At 56.3% G+C, this 16,285-nt stretch carries 15 protein-coding genes; 12 read left to right on the top strand and 3 right to left on the bottom strand.

The features are described 5' to 3' along the window. The first annotated feature begins 38 nt into the window (after positions 1–38). The 3 genes from X742_RS152910 to X742_RS152905 all read left to right on the top strand — a co-directional run bounded on the left by X742_RS152910 (position 39) and on the right by X742_RS152905 (position 2,714). Entirely contained in the window at positions 39–1,115 is a 1,077-nt protein-coding gene (locus tag X742_RS152910) for a hypothetical protein (RefSeq protein WP_023772788.1), read from the top strand. A gap of 630 nt (positions 1,116–1,745) precedes the next feature. Beyond that, a complete protein-coding gene (locus X742_RS1000000175730) occupies positions 1,746–2,078 on the top strand; it encodes a tyrosine-type recombinase/integrase (RefSeq protein ID WP_245275561.1) in 333 nt (110 codons plus the stop codon). 129 nt (positions 2,079–2,207) lie between these two features. Next, positions 2,208–2,714, top strand: a complete 507-nt coding sequence (locus tag X742_RS152905; RefSeq protein WP_156939392.1) for a hypothetical protein — start codon at positions 2,208–2,210, stop codon at positions 2,712–2,714. A gap of 229 nt (positions 2,715–2,943) precedes the next feature. Here X742_RS152905 and X742_RS152900 read toward each other — a convergent pair whose 3' ends face one another. Continuing rightward, entirely contained in the window at positions 2,944–3,795 is an 852-nt protein-coding gene (locus tag X742_RS152900; protein WP_198019213.1) for a hypothetical protein, read from the bottom strand. Positions 3,796–4,160: 365 nt separating this feature from the next. Here X742_RS152900 and X742_RS1000000172540 point away from each other — a divergent pair, with 365 nt between their 5' ends. From X742_RS1000000172540 to X742_RS152875, 6 genes are all read left to right on the top strand, one after another. Then, positions 4,161–5,198 carry a protein phosphatase 2C domain-containing protein gene (locus X742_RS1000000172540; protein WP_084569538.1) on the top strand — a complete coding sequence of 346 codons (1,038 nt, stop codon included), beginning with the start codon at positions 4,161–4,163 and terminating at the stop codon, positions 5,196–5,198. After that, positions 5,199–6,281, top strand: a complete 1,083-nt coding sequence (locus X742_RS152895) for a serine/threonine-protein kinase (protein ID WP_023772792.1) — start codon at positions 5,199–5,201, stop codon at positions 6,279–6,281. Beyond that, positions 6,278–7,354 (top strand): protein kinase, encoded by a 1,077-nt coding sequence (locus tag X742_RS152890; RefSeq protein ID WP_023772793.1) that lies wholly within the window; start codon positions 6,278–6,280, stop codon positions 7,352–7,354. The genes X742_RS152895 and X742_RS152890 overlap by 4 nt, the downstream gene beginning before the upstream one ends. Before the next feature lie 204 nt (positions 7,355–7,558). Beyond that, complete coding sequence (locus X742_RS152885; RefSeq protein ID WP_023772794.1) at positions 7,559–11,206, top strand: DNA methyltransferase; 3,648 nt, start codon at positions 7,559–7,561, stop codon at positions 11,204–11,206. A 27-nt stretch (positions 11,207–11,233) separates the two neighbouring features. Further along, positions 11,234–12,157 carry an HNH endonuclease gene (locus X742_RS152880; protein WP_023772795.1) on the top strand — a complete coding sequence of 308 codons (924 nt, stop codon included), beginning with the start codon at positions 11,234–11,236 and terminating at the stop codon, positions 12,155–12,157. 58 nt (positions 12,158–12,215) lie between these two features. Further along, complete coding sequence (locus X742_RS152875) at positions 12,216–12,617, top strand: hypothetical protein (RefSeq protein ID WP_031248032.1); 402 nt, start codon at positions 12,216–12,218, stop codon at positions 12,615–12,617. A 29-nt stretch (positions 12,618–12,646) separates the two neighbouring features. Here the strand turns inward: X742_RS152875 and X742_RS152870 are convergent, their stop codons facing one another. Then, entirely contained in the window at positions 12,647–12,982 is a 336-nt protein-coding gene (locus tag X742_RS152870) for a helix-turn-helix transcriptional regulator (RefSeq protein ID WP_031248033.1), read from the bottom strand. A 156-nt stretch (positions 12,983–13,138) separates the two neighbouring features. Here X742_RS152870 and X742_RS152865 point away from each other — a divergent pair, with 156 nt between their 5' ends. After that, positions 13,139–13,768, top strand: coding sequence for a hypothetical protein (locus tag X742_RS152865; RefSeq protein ID WP_156939394.1), 630 nt, complete (start codon positions 13,139–13,141; stop codon positions 13,766–13,768). A gap of 159 nt (positions 13,769–13,927) precedes the next feature. Here the strand turns inward: X742_RS152865 and X742_RS152860 are convergent, their stop codons facing one another. Then, complete coding sequence (locus tag X742_RS152860) at positions 13,928–14,266, bottom strand: hypothetical protein (protein ID WP_031248034.1); 339 nt, start codon at positions 14,264–14,266, stop codon at positions 13,928–13,930. 108 nt (positions 14,267–14,374) lie between these two features. On the opposite strand from X742_RS152860, the gene X742_RS152855 reads away from it, so the two are divergent. Next, positions 14,375–15,016, top strand: a complete 642-nt coding sequence (locus X742_RS152855; RefSeq protein ID WP_023772800.1) for a DUF3102 domain-containing protein — start codon at positions 14,375–14,377, stop codon at positions 15,014–15,016. A gap of 177 nt (positions 15,017–15,193) precedes the next feature. Continuing rightward, a complete protein-coding gene (locus tag X742_RS152850; RefSeq protein WP_023772801.1) occupies positions 15,194–16,282 on the top strand; it encodes a site-specific integrase in 1,089 nt (362 codons plus the stop codon). Positions 16,283–16,285: the final 3 nt, after the last annotated feature.

Below are 16,285 nucleotides of genomic sequence, written 5' to 3' on the forward strand. Positions count from 1 at the left end.
CAGGTTCTTTGCTCCTCTTTCAAAAAGGGGAGTTAGCCATGTTCCAGTCTCTATTCGACACAGCCGACCCGACGTTCCGGGTGCTTGCGTCCGATCACAATGTTCCATCCATCGAGCCGCTGCGCGTTTCACCATGGGTGGCGATGTCCGCCTTGCAGAAAGGCATCAGGCGCGGCGATGTCGATCTTGCCACCCGCGCCGCCGCTGCCCTCTTGAAGGACGATCCGGCGAAGCTGTGGCGCAGGCTCGCGGGAATGGTGGTCGAGGACGTTGGGCTGGCATCGGTCGAGACGATGCGCCTCGTCATGACAGCGACGTCGAGCAAGTCCTTGCGGAGGGAGTTTGGCGGCGAGTGGGCCGTGGCGTCACTGCTGGTCGAGCGCATGTCCGCCGCCCCGAAGTGCAGAGCAAGCGATGATCTGTTCTGGGCTGTCAGTCAACACCACGAGCTTAGCGAGCTACGAGCCTTATTGGCTGGCGCAAACATCACCGAGCACCTTTCCCGCATCCGGGAGCGCGGCGCGCTTCTGGGGGCCTCTCTGGCCGCGCTACATGCATCTGGTGTCAGGTGGACCGGGCAGGTTTCTGGTCGATGTGCCAATGCGGAGGCTTTATTCGCGGCGATGCGGCACGTGGGTATCAACCCCGACACGGTGGCGCTAGCCGAGCAGGGGTGGCGTCGGACGAGAGAAGCATTACCGGTGCTCTTGCCGCTCCTGACCCTCACCCTTCCATCCGGTGAGCTTTCCGTCGCAGATGACGATCTGCCTCCGGTTGTGACCGGACGTAGCGGTCTACCGACTTATGTCTACGATGCGTTCAGCCACGAGGGAAAAATGGCACTCGCTCGGTTCCTGAAACGGAGTACAACAACAGGGCGCTGGATGCGTCAGCATATGCCTGCTGAACGTCGTCTGGCGGTCCTCGCCGGTGGGATTTTCAGAATTGAAGGCGGGCTTGTGCGAAAGCGCCTCATATGGCCCTGCGCTGTAACGCTACGATGGCTGGCTGACGCCGGGTATCACGGCCTGCAGCTACCCGAACCTGCCGCCTTTCTCGACATGATCCGGAGCGACCTCCCCACGCTTGATCAGGAGCGTGTCGATGTTCGTTGATCAGCACACCGGTACCCAAGGCCTGCCGCGCATCTCCACGAGCCACGACGTATTGCCGGACGTGTTGCCTGTCGATGTGCAGCGCCTTATCAGCGCCTCGCTTTCCGAGGGGACGAAGCGCGGCTACCGGAAGGACATCGCCCATTTCGAGGCATGGGGAGGCTGCATCCCGGCTTCCCCTGAGACCATCGCCGCCTATCTTGCGGAATTGTCCGCCACCTACAAAACAGCGACCATCGTGCGGTTCGTAACGGCGCTATCGAAGGCACACGAAGCTGCCAGCGCAGCGAACCCGACGAAATCCGAGATCGTGCGAGCCACCATGCGCGGCATCAAGCGAACCCTCGGCACAGCGCACAAAGAAGCGAAGCCAGTTCTGCGGGAAGACCTGTTCCAGATGTTGGAGCGCATTGGCAATGGCCCCAAAGACATCCGCGATAAGGCGCTCCTTCTTCTCGGCTTCGCAGGGGCCTTTCGGCGGAGCGAGGTAGTTGGCCTCGACGTTGCCGACGTCGAGCACGTCCGGCAGGGCATTGTCGTCACCTTGCGCCGGTCCAAGACCGACCAGATCGGCGCGGGCCGTAAGATCGGCATTCCANCATTCCATTCGGTAGGTCAAGATGGTGTCCGGTGAAGCACCTGACAACTTGGCTTGATCATGCAAAGATTGAAACTGGCGCCCTGTTCCGCAGCGTCAATCGCCACAACCACGTTGCGGAACAGCGTCTGTCTGGTGAGGCTGTCTGCATTATAGTCAAGCAGAGAGCGGAAGCTGCGGGGTTCGATGCGGGCGGCTACTCGGGTCATTCCCTACGCGCCGGTCTGGCCACCAGCGCCGCTATGGCGGGTGCCAGCGCATGGAAGATACGCCAGCAAACGGGGCATGCTTCCGATGCCATGCTCTCGCGCTACATCCGTGACGGCGATCTCTTCACGAGCAACGCCGCAGGGGTAGTGCTGTAGCAGCCCTTCACATTCCCGGGGCCGGCAGCCTATATTGGCGCTATGAGAACAGGCTCAATTCCGTTTCAGTTCGACTTGCGAGAGTTACTTGGTAGGGCTCGCAGGCAAATGCGTGGCCGTGTCGGGGACGTGACCCTCAATCTGCCGTTTGTCAGCATATCCGTAAACCCACGAGATCGTGAGCGCCAGATTGCGCGGGAGGTTGTCATCCGGTTGAAAGATCGGAGGGTGCTATCCTCGTGCGAATGCTGCGACGGATGCATCGACAACGCGCTGGCATCCTTGCAGAAGGTCCGCACGACACTGGTGGACAAGCAGGTGGAGTTGTCCTCCGATGATGACGGCCCGTTGTTTCTTCTTTTGGAGGCCATGGCGCAGGGCATACGTCAGTTTCTGACGTATGAGGAACGCCTCCGCAGTTCAGAGCATCTGCCACTCCCCGAAGTGTCCAGAGAATTTTATCGTCCGCTCGATGTCCGGCAGGAGTATTTCGATGCGCTGGAACTCCTGCGGGGTCATCTCAGTCGCTGCCTAAGGCAGGTTGCCGCTATCGCTGGAATGGAGCTGCCCAAAGATGGGCTAATCCTGCACTATCAAGGCGAGTGGCAAACCGATGCCTATCTTCCTCTATTTTGAGCGGACGCAGGTGTTTCGACCGACAATGGACCCTGACCTCTGAAACACTTTATATTTAGTCCCTCAGAAAGTCCGTCTGTCAGCACTCCCGCCGTTCGTAGGCTTGGCGGATTTTCGAAGCTCCCAGCGATGCGCTCGCCAAGGCGCAGCGAGTAGCTGGGTGATTTTTAGAATTTTGTCTCTTGGCACGGCAGCTACAGCCCGGACGTGCTCGAAGCCATTGGGCGCTTTAGCTCCGATTATCATGTGCCCAATCTAGCAAGACCCTCAGCAATTCTTCCTTCGTCTCAATATCTCCTTTTGTCAGACGTATCCGATAGGTGCCACCGCAATCTCCGGGGTCATAACCCATCGCGTCCAGATCGTTGTCCTTAATCAAGGTTTCAACGTCTGTAGACAATGGCAGGCGAATGCCAAGTATAAGACTTCCCTTCTTTCTCGGCTTCATATATATAAAGTTATTCACGCGGTCGTTCTCAGCGATGCCGATGTAGAATTTGTTGTATTTTAGCTGTAGGTCGGGCTGGAACTGGTGGCAGATTTTCAAGATGTCGTCCGCCATCGCTACGGTCTCTCTTGAGCCCTGCTCATTTTCCCAGTAAGCGCGGTCGGCAGGAGCTGCTGCTGCGTCTTCGTCCTCGTCTATCAGGCCGCGCTTTAGCTCGTTGAGCACCGTAGTGAACAGCAGCAAGATGTCGGTTCCGACTTTCACGGCCTGCATCTTGATCGCTATAAGGGGAACAGTGCCATTGAAGAGCGCAAGGACGTTCCAAAATCGCGACGTTATGTCTTCGGCAACAATGACGGCGCAATGTTCATACTGTGGGTACCGCCTCCTTTCGATGTCCCAGTATTCGATAGTGCGGATAATATGGTTCTCGTCGGTCGCGCCCAGCTGCAACTCAACCTCATAGCGCCTCGAGCTGTCACGGTCTTGCAAGAGCAAGTCCAACCGTCCTGCTCTCGGCTGCCGTCGTTCTTGGTCCCGGAGGATAAGGTCCCCCAGACCCAGAATGGAGGGATCGTCCGCGATCCTTGCCTGCACCCATTTCTCCCCAAAAGCCGGGTGGGCTTTCAGCAAGATGTTTTCCCCTTTGACATATCTAAGCATGCGCCCCCCTTTTCGCGTCCGAACGGGCAGTTCTAGCAGCGAACGGAAGGCGGCATCTAGTGCAAGAAGCCTAGTTCGCCATGGCTTCCATTCGAATAGGCTCTCCCCCGATCCCTCAAACCGTCATAGCGTCGGCTGCGTTGGGAATACAGCCTTGAGCTACTCGACGCGGTTCCACGCGGGGAAGAACGCTGCTATGCTTGCAACTTGACCTACATTTCTTGGGTCAGCCTTCCCGAAAAAACGCCATTTAATGGCCCAGCTTCACGGTCTGACGCGAATTGAGCAATTCAGCTGATACTATACAAACTCGTTTAGGTGAATTTCTGCGTGACATGAAAGCACCTAGCGCGGCCTTGAGCCGTGCGAACGTGTCACTCGGGACAAGTATCGGAGTTTCCCGAGAGGAAAATCAGGACAGGACACTTTTTCTTATTTCGCAGTCATCCGATCCTGCCTGGCGTTTTGCGCTCGGAATGCTCTGCGACGGAATAGGCGGGATGGCGAAAGGCGAAGAAGCTGCGGTGCTTGCACTGACGACATTTGCCGCCCGAATATTACGGACCACTCGGCTCCGGCCAGAGCCAAGATTGAGGCATGCAGCTATCGATGCGAACAACGCCGTTTTTAGTAGGTACTCCGGTTCAAGCGGCGCAACTCTCTCGGCAGTCTTGGTCACTCAGAACGGACCCCCTGCTGGAGTAAATGTCGGCGATAGTCGGATTTACGGCATCACGCCTGATCGTAACTTGCGCCAACTATCAAAAGACGACACGTTGGCGGGTTATCTCGGTCAAGAGCGAGCTGTCGAGGATCATCACGCACGGCTTGTACAATACGTCGGTATGGGTGAGGGAGTAGAGCCGCATATTATCAATATCGATACTCGCGAGCACTCTCATATCCTATTAACCTCCGACGGCGTCCATTGGGTTCCAAGAGAGGCAATGGAACGGGCTGTTTCTGTCGCGGATGACCCCTCAAAGCTTGTGCGAAAACTTCTGACACTGACTTCCGTTCTCGGCGGTAGAGACAACGGAACCGCTCTCTCTATGAAATCCTCACCTTGGTGGGGACGAGACAACTTGAATGCCGAGTTGAATTTGATTTGCCTTAGTCCGGTGAACCAGCTTGAGATTTGGTCGCCCCGCGCATTCGATCAGGACAATGCCCCCCGAGAAGAGCGGGATGACAAGTCTCGTCCATTTGCCCCCGCAACAGATGATGGGGCTAACACCTTAGCAGCTGAAGAACCTGCGAGCCGAAAACCAAAGAAGGTAAAGAAGAAGCGTGTTGGCGGACAACCGCGCTTGCCCTTGGACGACAGCAAGCCAGAAGTGGATATAGTTTTTCCTAAGCGGGATGGTCGATAGATGAACGGCTTAACCGCACGTTATGTTGACCTTGGGAAGCGTTTCACTGCAGGGGGGATGTCTGAGGCCGCCCTTTATCAGGATGCGAACCTCGAACGGAACGTCGTGATAAAAAGACTAAAAGCGACGACGGAACAGAAGCGCCTCCTAGACGAGATCGCAGCTCTTCAGAATATGCGCTCTCAGTATGTAGTGCAGATATACGACATTGTGAAAGACCGTGTCGGCAACGTTGTCGGGCTTATCGAAGAATACGTCGATGGAAGCGATCTTCTTTCCCTCCCTCAGCCGACATCGCAGAATGAGTTCCTGATGTTGGCTTTTCCAATCGCTCGCGGGATAGCAGATATCCATCAACAGGGCCATGTTCATCGGGATATCAAGCCGGGAAACATGCGGATTGATCGCGAGGGCTGCCTAAAGATATTTGACTTCGGACTTTCAAAGGGTTTGGACAATAGTTTGAGCGCAACCACGATAGGCATGGTTGGCACTCCGGGCTTTATGGCACCAGAGTTGTTCAGGGCTTCCCCATCTGGGCAAGTGGCGTTTACGCCTGCGGTAGACACTTTTGCGTTCGGCGTCACCGTTCTTGGACTGATTAGGCGAGATTTGCCAGCGGGAATGAAGCATGTTCCTCCTCAGCTTCCATGCGTAGAGGCAGACTTTGCAAACTTGGATTTGCCGCTCGAAAGGGAAATACAGCGGGTGCTAAATCGATGCTTGGCGGTCGATCCCAATTTGCGACCTCAGATGTCCGAGGTTGCAGATATTTTGTCAGCCTACATTCTAAGGGGTCGTCATAAGGCCCTGATGGTGGGGAACGGGAGGCCATATGTGATCGACACCAATAATCCTTCGGCGAAGGTGTCAGTGAAGGGCTTGGGCGGTCTCGACATCGACTATGACGGGCTAAGATTTTTGATCTCTAACGTGTCTGGTAGCGTTTTCATAAACAATATGGCTGCCCGCAATAATGGTGCCCTGCCTGGTTCCTGCGTGATTGTGTTGGGCGCGCCGGAATTGGGTTCGGGCCGAATTGCTATCACCATCGACGTCTCGCATCCCGAGGTAGGGCGATGACCATTCTTAATGTCGGCGACGTAGTCGGGTCCCGTTATGAAATCTTGTCATATATTGATCGCGGCGGCATGCAGGAGGTCTATCGCGCGCGGGATGCTCTCTTAGACCGAGTTGTCGCGTTAAAGTCGCCCCAAAACAAGTCAGCAGAGAAACGTTTCAAACGAAGTGCGGTGGTGGCGGCACGTGTAAATCACGCGAACGTCGCAAAGACACTAGATTATGTTGAAGAAAATGGCCGAGCCTACCTAATAGAGGAAATAATCGAAGGGGCCGATTTCGGAAAGGTCTTTAAGGTATTTGGGGGTGTTATCGACCCTTACTCAGTCGCACGGATACTCCATCTGTTGGTGCGAGGTATATCAGCTTCGCATCACGCTGACGTCGTCCATCGCGATCTAAAGCCGAGCAACTTGATGTCGGTCGGTGGCGAGGTCATCATTGGCCTTAAAATAACAGACTTTGGGATTGCCAAGTTGGCCGAAGAAGAAATTGCCGAAGCTGTCGAGGGCGGCGAAGGGAGCTTAACGGCGTCTCAGACCGCTATTGGTGCCCTTCCCTATATGGCACCAGAGATGATCCAATCGATCAAGGATGCAGGTAAGCCGTCAGATATTTGGTCGGTAGGAGCGTTAGTGTACGAGTTTCTAACTGGCAAAAAACCGTTCGGTACCGGCCTCCGGGCAGTCCCCGCAATTCTTGCGGGTAAGTACGACGGTCTGCCAGCGCGTTGCAGAAAAGCGCAGTTCAGCAGTGTGGCAGCTGAGGTATTTGACATCGTAGGGCGCTGCTTGAATGTTGATCCAAAGGAGAGGCCAACTGCTGATGAGCTTGTAACCGCTTGTGGAGGTCTGTGCTACACCACTGGCTCGCGAGAGATTGGCGTTGTAAACAGGATAATGGATCATCGCGCCTTTGGCTTCATCTCGGCCCGGCGAGGCAAGGATGTATTCTTTCATCAGGCGTCGGTCTTTGCGGACCGGCCACTGCATGTCGGTGACAAAGTGGTGTTCGCGCGGCACCTCGGCGGTGGGAGCGATAGAGCGTTTCCGGTGTTGAAGGCCGCCGCCTCTTAGATTTGTGCGAACATACCTAGCGGATTTCGGAAGCCTCTGTTGACGTATTATCCAGCGTTGGGAAAATGTAGCCCTGCATGCCAGAACTTTTGTCCCCGGTTGAAGCTGGTCAAGCTGACGCACTGAATGCGCCCCACCTGGGCCTTTTCGAACGTCCAGTCTTTTGCATTGTCGTCTACGGATCACCGCGGCTAGTTTGCCGCCATGGGGGAAATTCAGATCGACACCGAAAAACTTGAAGCTCTGATCGCCGAGGCGCGTGCCTCTGGTGGGTCTGAGCTGGCCAACTATCAGCTCTTCATCGAGCGCCTATGCATCGCGCTTAACCTCCCGCGCCCCGCGATGGCGCAGGAACAGAACCAATTAAACGACTACGTGTTCGAACGGTGGGTGGATTTCAAGCATCCCGACGGAACGCGCTCTGCGGGTCGGATCGATTGCTACCGACGCGGAAGCTTCATCCTGGAAGCCAAACAATCCAGCAAGCGTCCTGGCCAAAAGGTTGATACAAGCCAGCACCTACTGATCCCGGAAGACGCCACCCAGCGCAAGCTCGGTCCGGCCAAGAGGGGCACGCGCGGTTGGGATCAAGTAATGCTCGCTGCCCGCAAGCAGGCCGAGGATTACGCGCGCGCATTGCCTGTCGAGCATGGCTATCCGCCATTTCTACTAGTGGTCGATGTCGGTCACACCATCGAGGTCTTTGCCGACTTCTCCGGTCAGGGAAAAAATTATGCCCACTTTCCCGACCGTCAAACTTTCCGCATTGGCATGGATGATCTTCGCGACATAAAAGTTCAGGCGCGGCTACGAGCAATTTGGACGGACCCGCTATCACTCGACCCGACCCGCATATCTGCGGAGGTCACCCGCGACATAGCAGAGCGGCTGGCAAAAATCGCGAAGCGGCTGGAGGGCAAGCACGACGCGAAGGACGTGGCCGAGTTCCTCATGCGCTGCCTTTTCACAATGTTCGCGGAGGACGTGAAGCTGATCCCGGAGAAAGGCTTTCAGAAGCTGCTGAGCCAGATGAAGGATACGCCCGAGCACTTCGTGGCCGCGCTGGAAGGGTTGTGGGCGGTGATGGACACGGGCGGCTACGCCCCGCATCTCAATACCGTGGTGAAGAAATTCAACGGTTCGCTGTTTAAGAAGCGTGCGGCCCTCCCGCTCGATAAGGACGACATCAACGAACTCTGCATCGCGGCAGGCAAAGACTGGTCAGACGTCGAGCCTGCCATCTTCGGCACGCTGCTAGAGCGGGCGCTTGATCCACGCGAACGGTCGAAGCTCGGCGCGCATTATACCCCGCGCGCATACGTCGAGCGGCTAGTCGTACCAACAATCATTGAACCGCTACGCGCTGACTGGGAACTGGTTCAGGGGCAGGTGAAGGAACTGCGCGACAAGGGTGACCACAAAGGGTCACTGGCTGCGGTCAAACGCTTCCACAGGGAACTTTGCACGACACGCGTGCTTGACCCTGCATGCGGAACTGGCAACTTTCTTTATGTCAGCCTTGAGCTGATGAAGAAGTTGGAAGGCGAGGTGCTGGACGCGATCACGGGGCTTGGCGGGCAACCAGATCGTTATAGTGACTTCCCTCATGAGGCAGGCAAGGACTTAGTTGGGCAGCGGTTGGCGAGAACCGGCGGACGGTTTACCGTCGATCCGCATCAGTTCTACGGTCTGGAGTTAAACCCGCGTGCCGTGCCCATTGCTGACCTAGTCCTATGGATTGGCTATCTAAAGTGGCAGCTCAAGACTTCGGGACTGAATTCGATCCAAGAGCCGGTCTTGGACGTCTACGGAACAATCAGGCAGGGGGATGCCATAATCACATATGATGATCGCACCTTAGCTCGTCATGATGACGGCAAGCCGATTACAGTGTGGGACGGAACAACTCACATCAGGTCGCCAACCTCTGGGCAACTCGTGCCCGACAAGTCCGCCCAACAAGAAACTTACTCCTATCAAAATCCAAGGCCCGCGCAGTGGCCAACCTGCGAGTTCATTGTGGGAAATCCACCCTTCATAGGCAACAAATTGCTTAGAAGGCGTCTGGGGGGCGGCTACGTTGACGCCCTTTTTCGTGCATATGGAGACCTGCCCAACTCTTTGGATTATGTCTGCTATTGGTGGTCGGTGGCGGCCAGCAAGCTGGCGGCTGGCAAAATTCGGCAATTCGGCTTCGTAACGACGAAGACCATTGCGCAAGTCAGCAATCGATCCGTTTTGTCAAAGTTGACTGAGAGTAGCAGGTACCAGCTTCACCTCGCGATACCCAATCATCCATGGGTTGATGACAGCAATGCGGCAGCCGTGCGAGTGGCATTCACCGTAGCTGGCGCGCGAAGTGGAGATGGGCAGCTTCTCGTCAGCGCGTCTGAAAGAAAGGCCGTCCGAGGTGAGCCCCCCTTTGTGGAACTTGTCAGTAAAAGGGGGGAAATCCATGCCGACCTGAGCGTCGGCGTGGACGTGACCACTGCAAGTACATTGTCCAGCAACGAGGGCCTTTCATTTCAGGGTTGCAAACTGGGGCACGACGATTTTCAAATCAAGCCAAGTCAACTCCACCACATTCAGGGACCGCACCAACTCGGTAGGCCGGTGCGCTACTACATTAGTGGTGATCAAATTAAAGACAATGCCGACCCCACCTATGTTATCGACCTTTTCGGGATAACAGAAGCTGAGGTTATAGCGAACTACCCAGCGGCCTATCAGCACCTTCTTGACCACGTAAAACCGTTCAAAGATGAAGTCCGGCGGTCGTCGCATCGTACTCGTTGGTGGGTATTTGGTGAGCCAAGACCTGAACTACGTTTAGCCCTGGCAGGTCAGAAACGCTACATCGCCACCGTTGAGGTCTCAAAGCATCGATACTTTGTCTTCCAACCGTGGCCGGAAGTTCTAATTGACGGGTCCGTCATCGGGCTGGCGGTCGACAGCAACATCCTATTCGCGATCCTCCATTCGCGAGTGCATTGCCAGTGGGCGCTGAGGCTCGGAGGGCGGATGGGGGTGGGCAACGATCCTCGCTATCAGAACACACTAGTTTTTGACAAATACCCTTTTCCAATTCAAAGCGAAGACGCCAGGAAGGTTGCATTGTTCGGGCGACTTGCCGAATTGGGCAAACGTTTGGATCGGTTTCGAGAAGAGCGGGTGGCCGAACACCCGCAGCTTACAATGACGGGGCTTTATAACGCGCTAGAGCGGCTGCGCGAACTTGAAAACGGATGTGACGTGCCTCCGCTCACGGACGTTGAGCGCGAGGTACATCAGGCTGGCCTGATCTCGTTGTTGAAGGAACTCCATGACGACATCGACCGGGCCGTGCTTGCCGCCTACGGCTGGGAAGACCTGATCCCGGCGCTGGTCGGAAAACCCGGTTCCACCCTCCCGTCGCAACACAAGACCGAAGCGCAGGAGTGGGCCGAAGAAGACATTCTCACTCGGCTGGTTGCGCTCAATCATGAACGGGCGGCGGAGGAAAAGCGCGGCATCGTTCGCTGGCTTCGCCCCAACTACCAGATACCGAAGCTGGGGGTGAAAGCGCAGAAGTTGGAAGGCGAGCACGTCGGCACGCTCGACATCGTACTGCCCGACATTGCGGACCGGCCGAAATGGCCTACTGACGGTCTAGAGCAAATTAGGCTTGTGCGCGCCCTACTCGCCAAGGCTCCAGCCCCAACGCCGCCCGAAACCATTGCTACGGTGTTCGATGGGAGGAACACCGTCAAACGTCGCGACAGGATCGAGGAGGTTCTGGAAACGCTGGTAGCGACAGGGCTTGCCCGAACAGGCGAACATCAGGGGCAACGAAGATACTTCCTACCAAGGTAGTAGCGAATAGGCAGCAAGGGAGGCAGCGTGGCCGTTAGGATCGTGGTGGCGGTAACCGATGACGGTTGGTTTGACCAGCTACGTCGCCAGCCCGATCTTGCGGAGGTAAATTTCTGGTCGCCATCGCCGAAGTCGTTCCGCGCCTTGCAACCCGGCGAGTTGTTCCTTTTCAAGCTTCACGCGCCGACCAACATGATCGTCGGTGGGGGTGTCTTTGCCTCCTCGACGATCATGCCCCTGTCGCTCGCATGGGAGGCGTTCGGAACGGCGAACGGCGTCAAAAGCCTCGCCGAAATGCGGTCCCGCATCCTGCGCTATCGGAAGGTGAACCCTGCTACCATTGGGCCGCTGGAAATCGGCTGCCGGATACTAACCCAGCCGTTCTTCCTCCCGGAAAGCCAGTGGTTTTCTCCCCCAGCATCGTGGTCACCGAACATCGTCAGCCTTCGTGGCTATGATACCTCGGAACCAGAAGGGAAAGCGCTGTGGGGGGCCGCACAGGCCGCTATGGCCCCTTCGGATGGTCCACACTCTCTTGCGGAGGAGCAAGCACGTTACGGCGAACCGACGTTGATCCGCCCGCGTCTTGGCCAAGGGGCGTTCCGGCTGGTCATTACAGACCTATATGGCAGGCGCTGCGCCATCACAAAGGAACGCACATTACCGGCCTTGGAAGCCGCCCATATACGCCCCTACGCGGACGGCGGAGAGCATTCCCCGAGCAATGGCATCCTCATGCGCCGAGATATCCACAGCCTCTTTGACCAGGGCTATGTAACCGTCACGCCCGACCACCGGTTCGAGGTCAGCCGCCGCATCCGGGAAGAGTTCGACAACGGGCGGCACTACTACGAACTGCATGGTTCAGCTATCACCTTGCCCACGACCCAAAATGCGAAACCGGATGTAGAAGCGCTGAGGTGGCACAATGAGAGCCGGTATCTTCGCTAGATGTCGCCCGATTTTCGGATGGCCTTGCCGCCTCGCTTGTCCCTCGAATGGCGGTTGGGTGCCTGCGAGCTATTTTTCTCTAAGCGCTGCGGTCGTCGTGGCCTTACTTGCAAATGCCCATGCTAATGCGAAGGAATGTCCGCCGGGACAGGCCGCGAACGAGCAGGAAGGCTGGGAGGGACTTGCCAATAACGCTCGCCAAAACGCCGACTGGTACGTGGTGGACCATGGGGCCCCCGAAGCTACGCCGACGCTAGGCGACGTTTCCGTACTCTATCAGGATGAAGGAGAATATGAGGGCCAATACCTCGTGATTATTAGACAGTTAAGTCACCCCAAATATCTCTTTATGGTGCTCAGGCCACGCTTCGATTTTTGCAGCGACATATCTTCGATTGACGATGGGAAGCCCGACCTTTTCGAAGTGATCTTCGCGAATATCGACAGTCGAAAATTCTGATTGGCAGCGGCTCGACCCGTGGGCACGGGCTAAGCCCCCTTCTTCAGTGCCGCCTCGATAACGCCTCTGATCCAGCGAAGCTCACTTTCGGACAGCCCTGCCAAGCGGGTTGTCAAATCGAGCAGCGGGCCGCGCCGCAATGCCCCGGAGGGGATTGCAGGGCTGAATAGCTCGGCCGGGTCAACCCCAAGAGCAACAGCGATCTTTTCGATCATCGGAAAGCGAGCGCCCGTCGCGCCGACCTCGATCTTGGATATTGTGTCGATACTGACACCTGCTCGTTCGGCCAGTTGCTCTTGCGTGTATCCGGCGCGCTTGCGGTGCGCCATCACCAACCGCCCGAACCGCTTGCGTAGATCGTCCATGCGCTTCTCCACACCATGGGTGTAGAGGGCGGCGGACACTCACTTTAGGGGTGATCACCCCCAGTTTTCGAAAACTTGCAATCCATTTGCAGAAACCCGCAAGTCAGCTACAATTTCCCAACGTTTCGGTAATCAACGTCTGAGGACGGCCCGTCATTGCTCAGCGGGATTTCCCGAGCGCCTCGCGTGGTGGGGCACGCCGATATGGGTCAGCTGGCGATTTGGCAATGCTTAGTCATCCTTATTCTTGTGGCGCTGCTGCTGGCTCTAGTGGTGCTCGCGATATTCAAACCAGATGCTTTCAGAAAACTAGTTATCGTAACTGCGATTGGCTCGGCAGCGCCTTTATCATTCGAAGCAGTTAATCTAATCGCTAAGCTCTCGCCCGCGAACCAACCCGTTTCGGATGCCGGCACGCCATCGAAGTCAGCCGATGTTTCTGGTCCAGCGTCAGGAAAGACCGTCCCGGTGTTGGTAGATCAACCCGCGCCAGTGAAACCGGTCCAGCCACATCCATCCAACCCGGACGCGAAGTTTGCCCAATACAGCGCTCCGGGCTGTCGATCGCCGGGCGACGTTGACAAATTCAACAACCTGCATGGGGCCAATCGCGACGATCTGGCACTCAAACTCGATTGCATCATCGTCCCTAAGGGCACAGAAGTTATCCTCCTCGATGCGCTTGGAGACCTAGGGCAATTTATCTGGGAAAAGGATGGAACGACGATCCAGTTTTGGTCTCGCGCAGGCAACTTCAGATATAACTTCACACGTATGAAGAATTGAAACGCGCCACCCTTACGTCATCCCGCACTCGCTTTTGCGTGCCTCGAATGGCGAAGCCTCCATTTCTGTTATTTCAAGACGGTCAGGAAAGGAGGAAGCAGGCAACCGCAAATGAAATCAATTTCACATCCCAAAACGACACTGTGTCGTATTCGAGGATTAGGCTTTTTTGCCTGTTCGTGGCATGCTTCTTTTTCTGGGAACCTTTGCGTGCATGATCCCGCAGTGTTCTTCCAGCCGTTTTAAACGGAACATGACTTCCCACAGCATTTCCTGATGATCGGAGCTTAGGTCTCCGACGTCGCGTATGCCCCGTTCGCTGCCTTCAAGCCGCGCCTCGATCCCGAGCATACTGATTTCGAGCCGGTACATGATTTCAGCCGTCAGGGACCGATTGTTTACACGAGCCAAATCCATCAATCGCTCTCGCAAGTCCGATCCTTCTGCGAAGCGGATTTGCATCTGATGCCCTGCTTGCTTGCGACGTTCTTCGGTCATTTGGATATACCTCTCAGGCATGATAGTGATGCATACCTAGCAGGTATATTGTAGGTCTATTTGGAAGGCAAGGTGACCGCCGCTAAGAGCGAGTAAGGAGTAAAAGGAATGTGGAAACTAAAGGTCAAAAAAATCGAGATCGAAGCGCCATCCAAAGGCGACCTACCGCTCCCCTCGTCTGGAACGCTTGTGACGGCAACGCAGCGCATCCATGAAAATATCAAGGCTATTGATGCACATGCTACTGCGATCAGGGAGCGGGCAATCCAGATCGGGCGCGACTTGATCACCGTGAGAACTTACAAGAAGCACGGTGACTTCCTCGACTACATCAACGTCGAGTTCCAAATGACGCCGCGAACCGCACAGCGCTACATGCGAGTTGCGGAGTTCACCGATTTGAACCCCGAGACCATCGACATGGAACTTCCGCTCAGCGCTCTTTATGCCCTGATGGAAGCAAACTTCGCCCCGGAAATCCTAGAGGATATCAGGCAAAAGGGCGCGCCCAAGACTGGGGTCGGGATCAAGAAGGCCATCGCTGCGAAGCATACCACCGACGATGTGGTGACGATGTTGCCAGTCGATCCAGCAGTGCAGAAGGTGCACGACAAGGCCGTCCATAACGCCGTAGCGCTGTTGCTGGAGCACCTTCCCGAAAGCGTCCTTGCGAAGCTTACTAAGCATTGCGTGGCAGCGGGATGGCAAGAATTGGCGTGCGTTTTGAAGGAGGCGGGACATGGCGCTTAGCTTCATCGTCAAGGGTCCGAAGTTCAGGACGGCCAAGCAGCTTGTGGCGGATGGGACGTTTCCCATCTCCCAAGCGACCCTTCTCAAACTGGCAAAGAAACACGGCATCGGGAGGCTAATGGGCCGAACAATCGTGTTTTCTGTCGAAGATCAAAACAAGCTCTATGAGGCAATGCCGTGCCCCTCAAACTCGTCCACCGCCCCAAGTCACCATACTGGATCATGCGCGGCACCGTCCGGGGCCAAAGCATTGAAGAAACTACAGGAACTTCTAACAAAGAAGCCGCCGAAGCCATCCGCATCCAACGGGAAACCGAAATCCTGACTGAAAGCGTCTATGGCAAGAAGGCCACCGTCACCTTTGCTGTCGCCGCGATAGATTATCTGGAGCACGGAAGCGGGGAGGGCCGCTTCCTGAAACCATTGGCGGATCACTTCGGCACGACACTCCTTCGGGAGATCGAGCAGCATGCCATAGACCTTGCTGGAAAGAAGCTCTACCCGAAGGCAGGTCCAGCCACGCTCAATAGGCAGGTTTATACGCCGATGGCGGCAATTCTTCGCCATGCTGCCCGCAAGGGATGGTGCCCGGTACCTACGCTGGCGCGCCCCAAACAGCCCAAGGGGAAGGTGCGATGGATGAAGTCCGAGGAAGCCGACAGGCTCATAGACGCTTGCGCACCGCACCTACGTCCGCTTGTCGTCTTCATGCTCTACACCGGGGCTAGGGCAGGCGAAGCCGTATGGTTGGATTGGTCCAATGTCGATCTCAACAAAGCGCGGGTGACGTTTCCAAAAACGAAGAACGGGGAGCCGCGCAGTGTCCCCTTGCATCCCCGCGTTGTGGAGGAACTACGCAAACCGAACCGCCGCAACGGAGCAGTGTTCGTCACCCACAAGGGCGTGCCCTACGAGCGCCCCGACCCTGACAACGATGTCGACACGTCCGCAGGAACGCGCATTGGCAGTGCCTTCTTCGGCGCATGCAAGCGAGCTGGCCTTGGCTGGACGCTCCCCGACAAGGGCGGGAGGTCGGTCTTCAAAACTGACATCACCCCGCACGTCTGCCGCCACACATGGGCGTCATGGCACTATCAGGCGAACCGGGACTTCACGAAACTGCAAGAGCTTGGTGGATGGAAGACCCTCGCGATGGTGATGCGCTACGCTCACACCAACGTGGAGACACATTCGGAGAGCATCAACGCGTTGCCTTGGGGAAAATCCGGGGACCAGACCGGCAACGAGCCGAAAAGGGCCGCGTGATGA

It is taken from the genome of Mesorhizobium sp. LNHC229A00, from assembly GCF_000502415.1.
In the GTDB taxonomy this organism is placed as follows: domain Bacteria; phylum Pseudomonadota; class Alphaproteobacteria; order Rhizobiales; family Rhizobiaceae; genus Mesorhizobium.

Excerpts from the sequence above, each read along its gene's own strand:
- X742_RS152910 (WP_023772788.1), top strand. The coding sequence starts at position 39 with ATGTTCCAGTCTCTATTCGACACAGCCGACCCGACGTTCCGGGTGCTT.
- X742_RS1000000172540 (WP_084569538.1), top strand. The coding sequence starts at position 4,161 with ATGAAAGCACCTAGCGCGGCCTTGAGCCGTGCGAACGTGTCACTCGGG.
- X742_RS152895 (WP_023772792.1), top strand. The coding sequence starts at position 5,199 with ATGAACGGCTTAACCGCACGTTATGTTGACCTTGGGAAGCGTTTCACT.
- X742_RS152890 (WP_023772793.1), top strand. The coding sequence starts at position 6,278 with ATGACCATTCTTAATGTCGGCGACGTAGTCGGGTCCCGTTATGAAATC.
- X742_RS152885 (WP_023772794.1), top strand. The coding sequence starts at position 7,559 with ATGGGGGAAATTCAGATCGACACCGAAAAACTTGAAGCTCTGATCGCC.
- X742_RS152870 (WP_031248033.1), bottom strand. The coding sequence starts at position 12,982 with ATGGACGATCTACGCAAGCGGTTCGGGCGGTTGGTGATGGCGCACCGC.
- X742_RS152860 (WP_031248034.1), bottom strand. The coding sequence starts at position 14,266 with ATGACCGAAGAACGTCGCAAGCAAGCAGGGCATCAGATGCAAATCCGC.
- X742_RS152855 (WP_023772800.1), top strand. The coding sequence starts at position 14,375 with ATGTGGAAACTAAAGGTCAAAAAAATCGAGATCGAAGCGCCATCCAAA.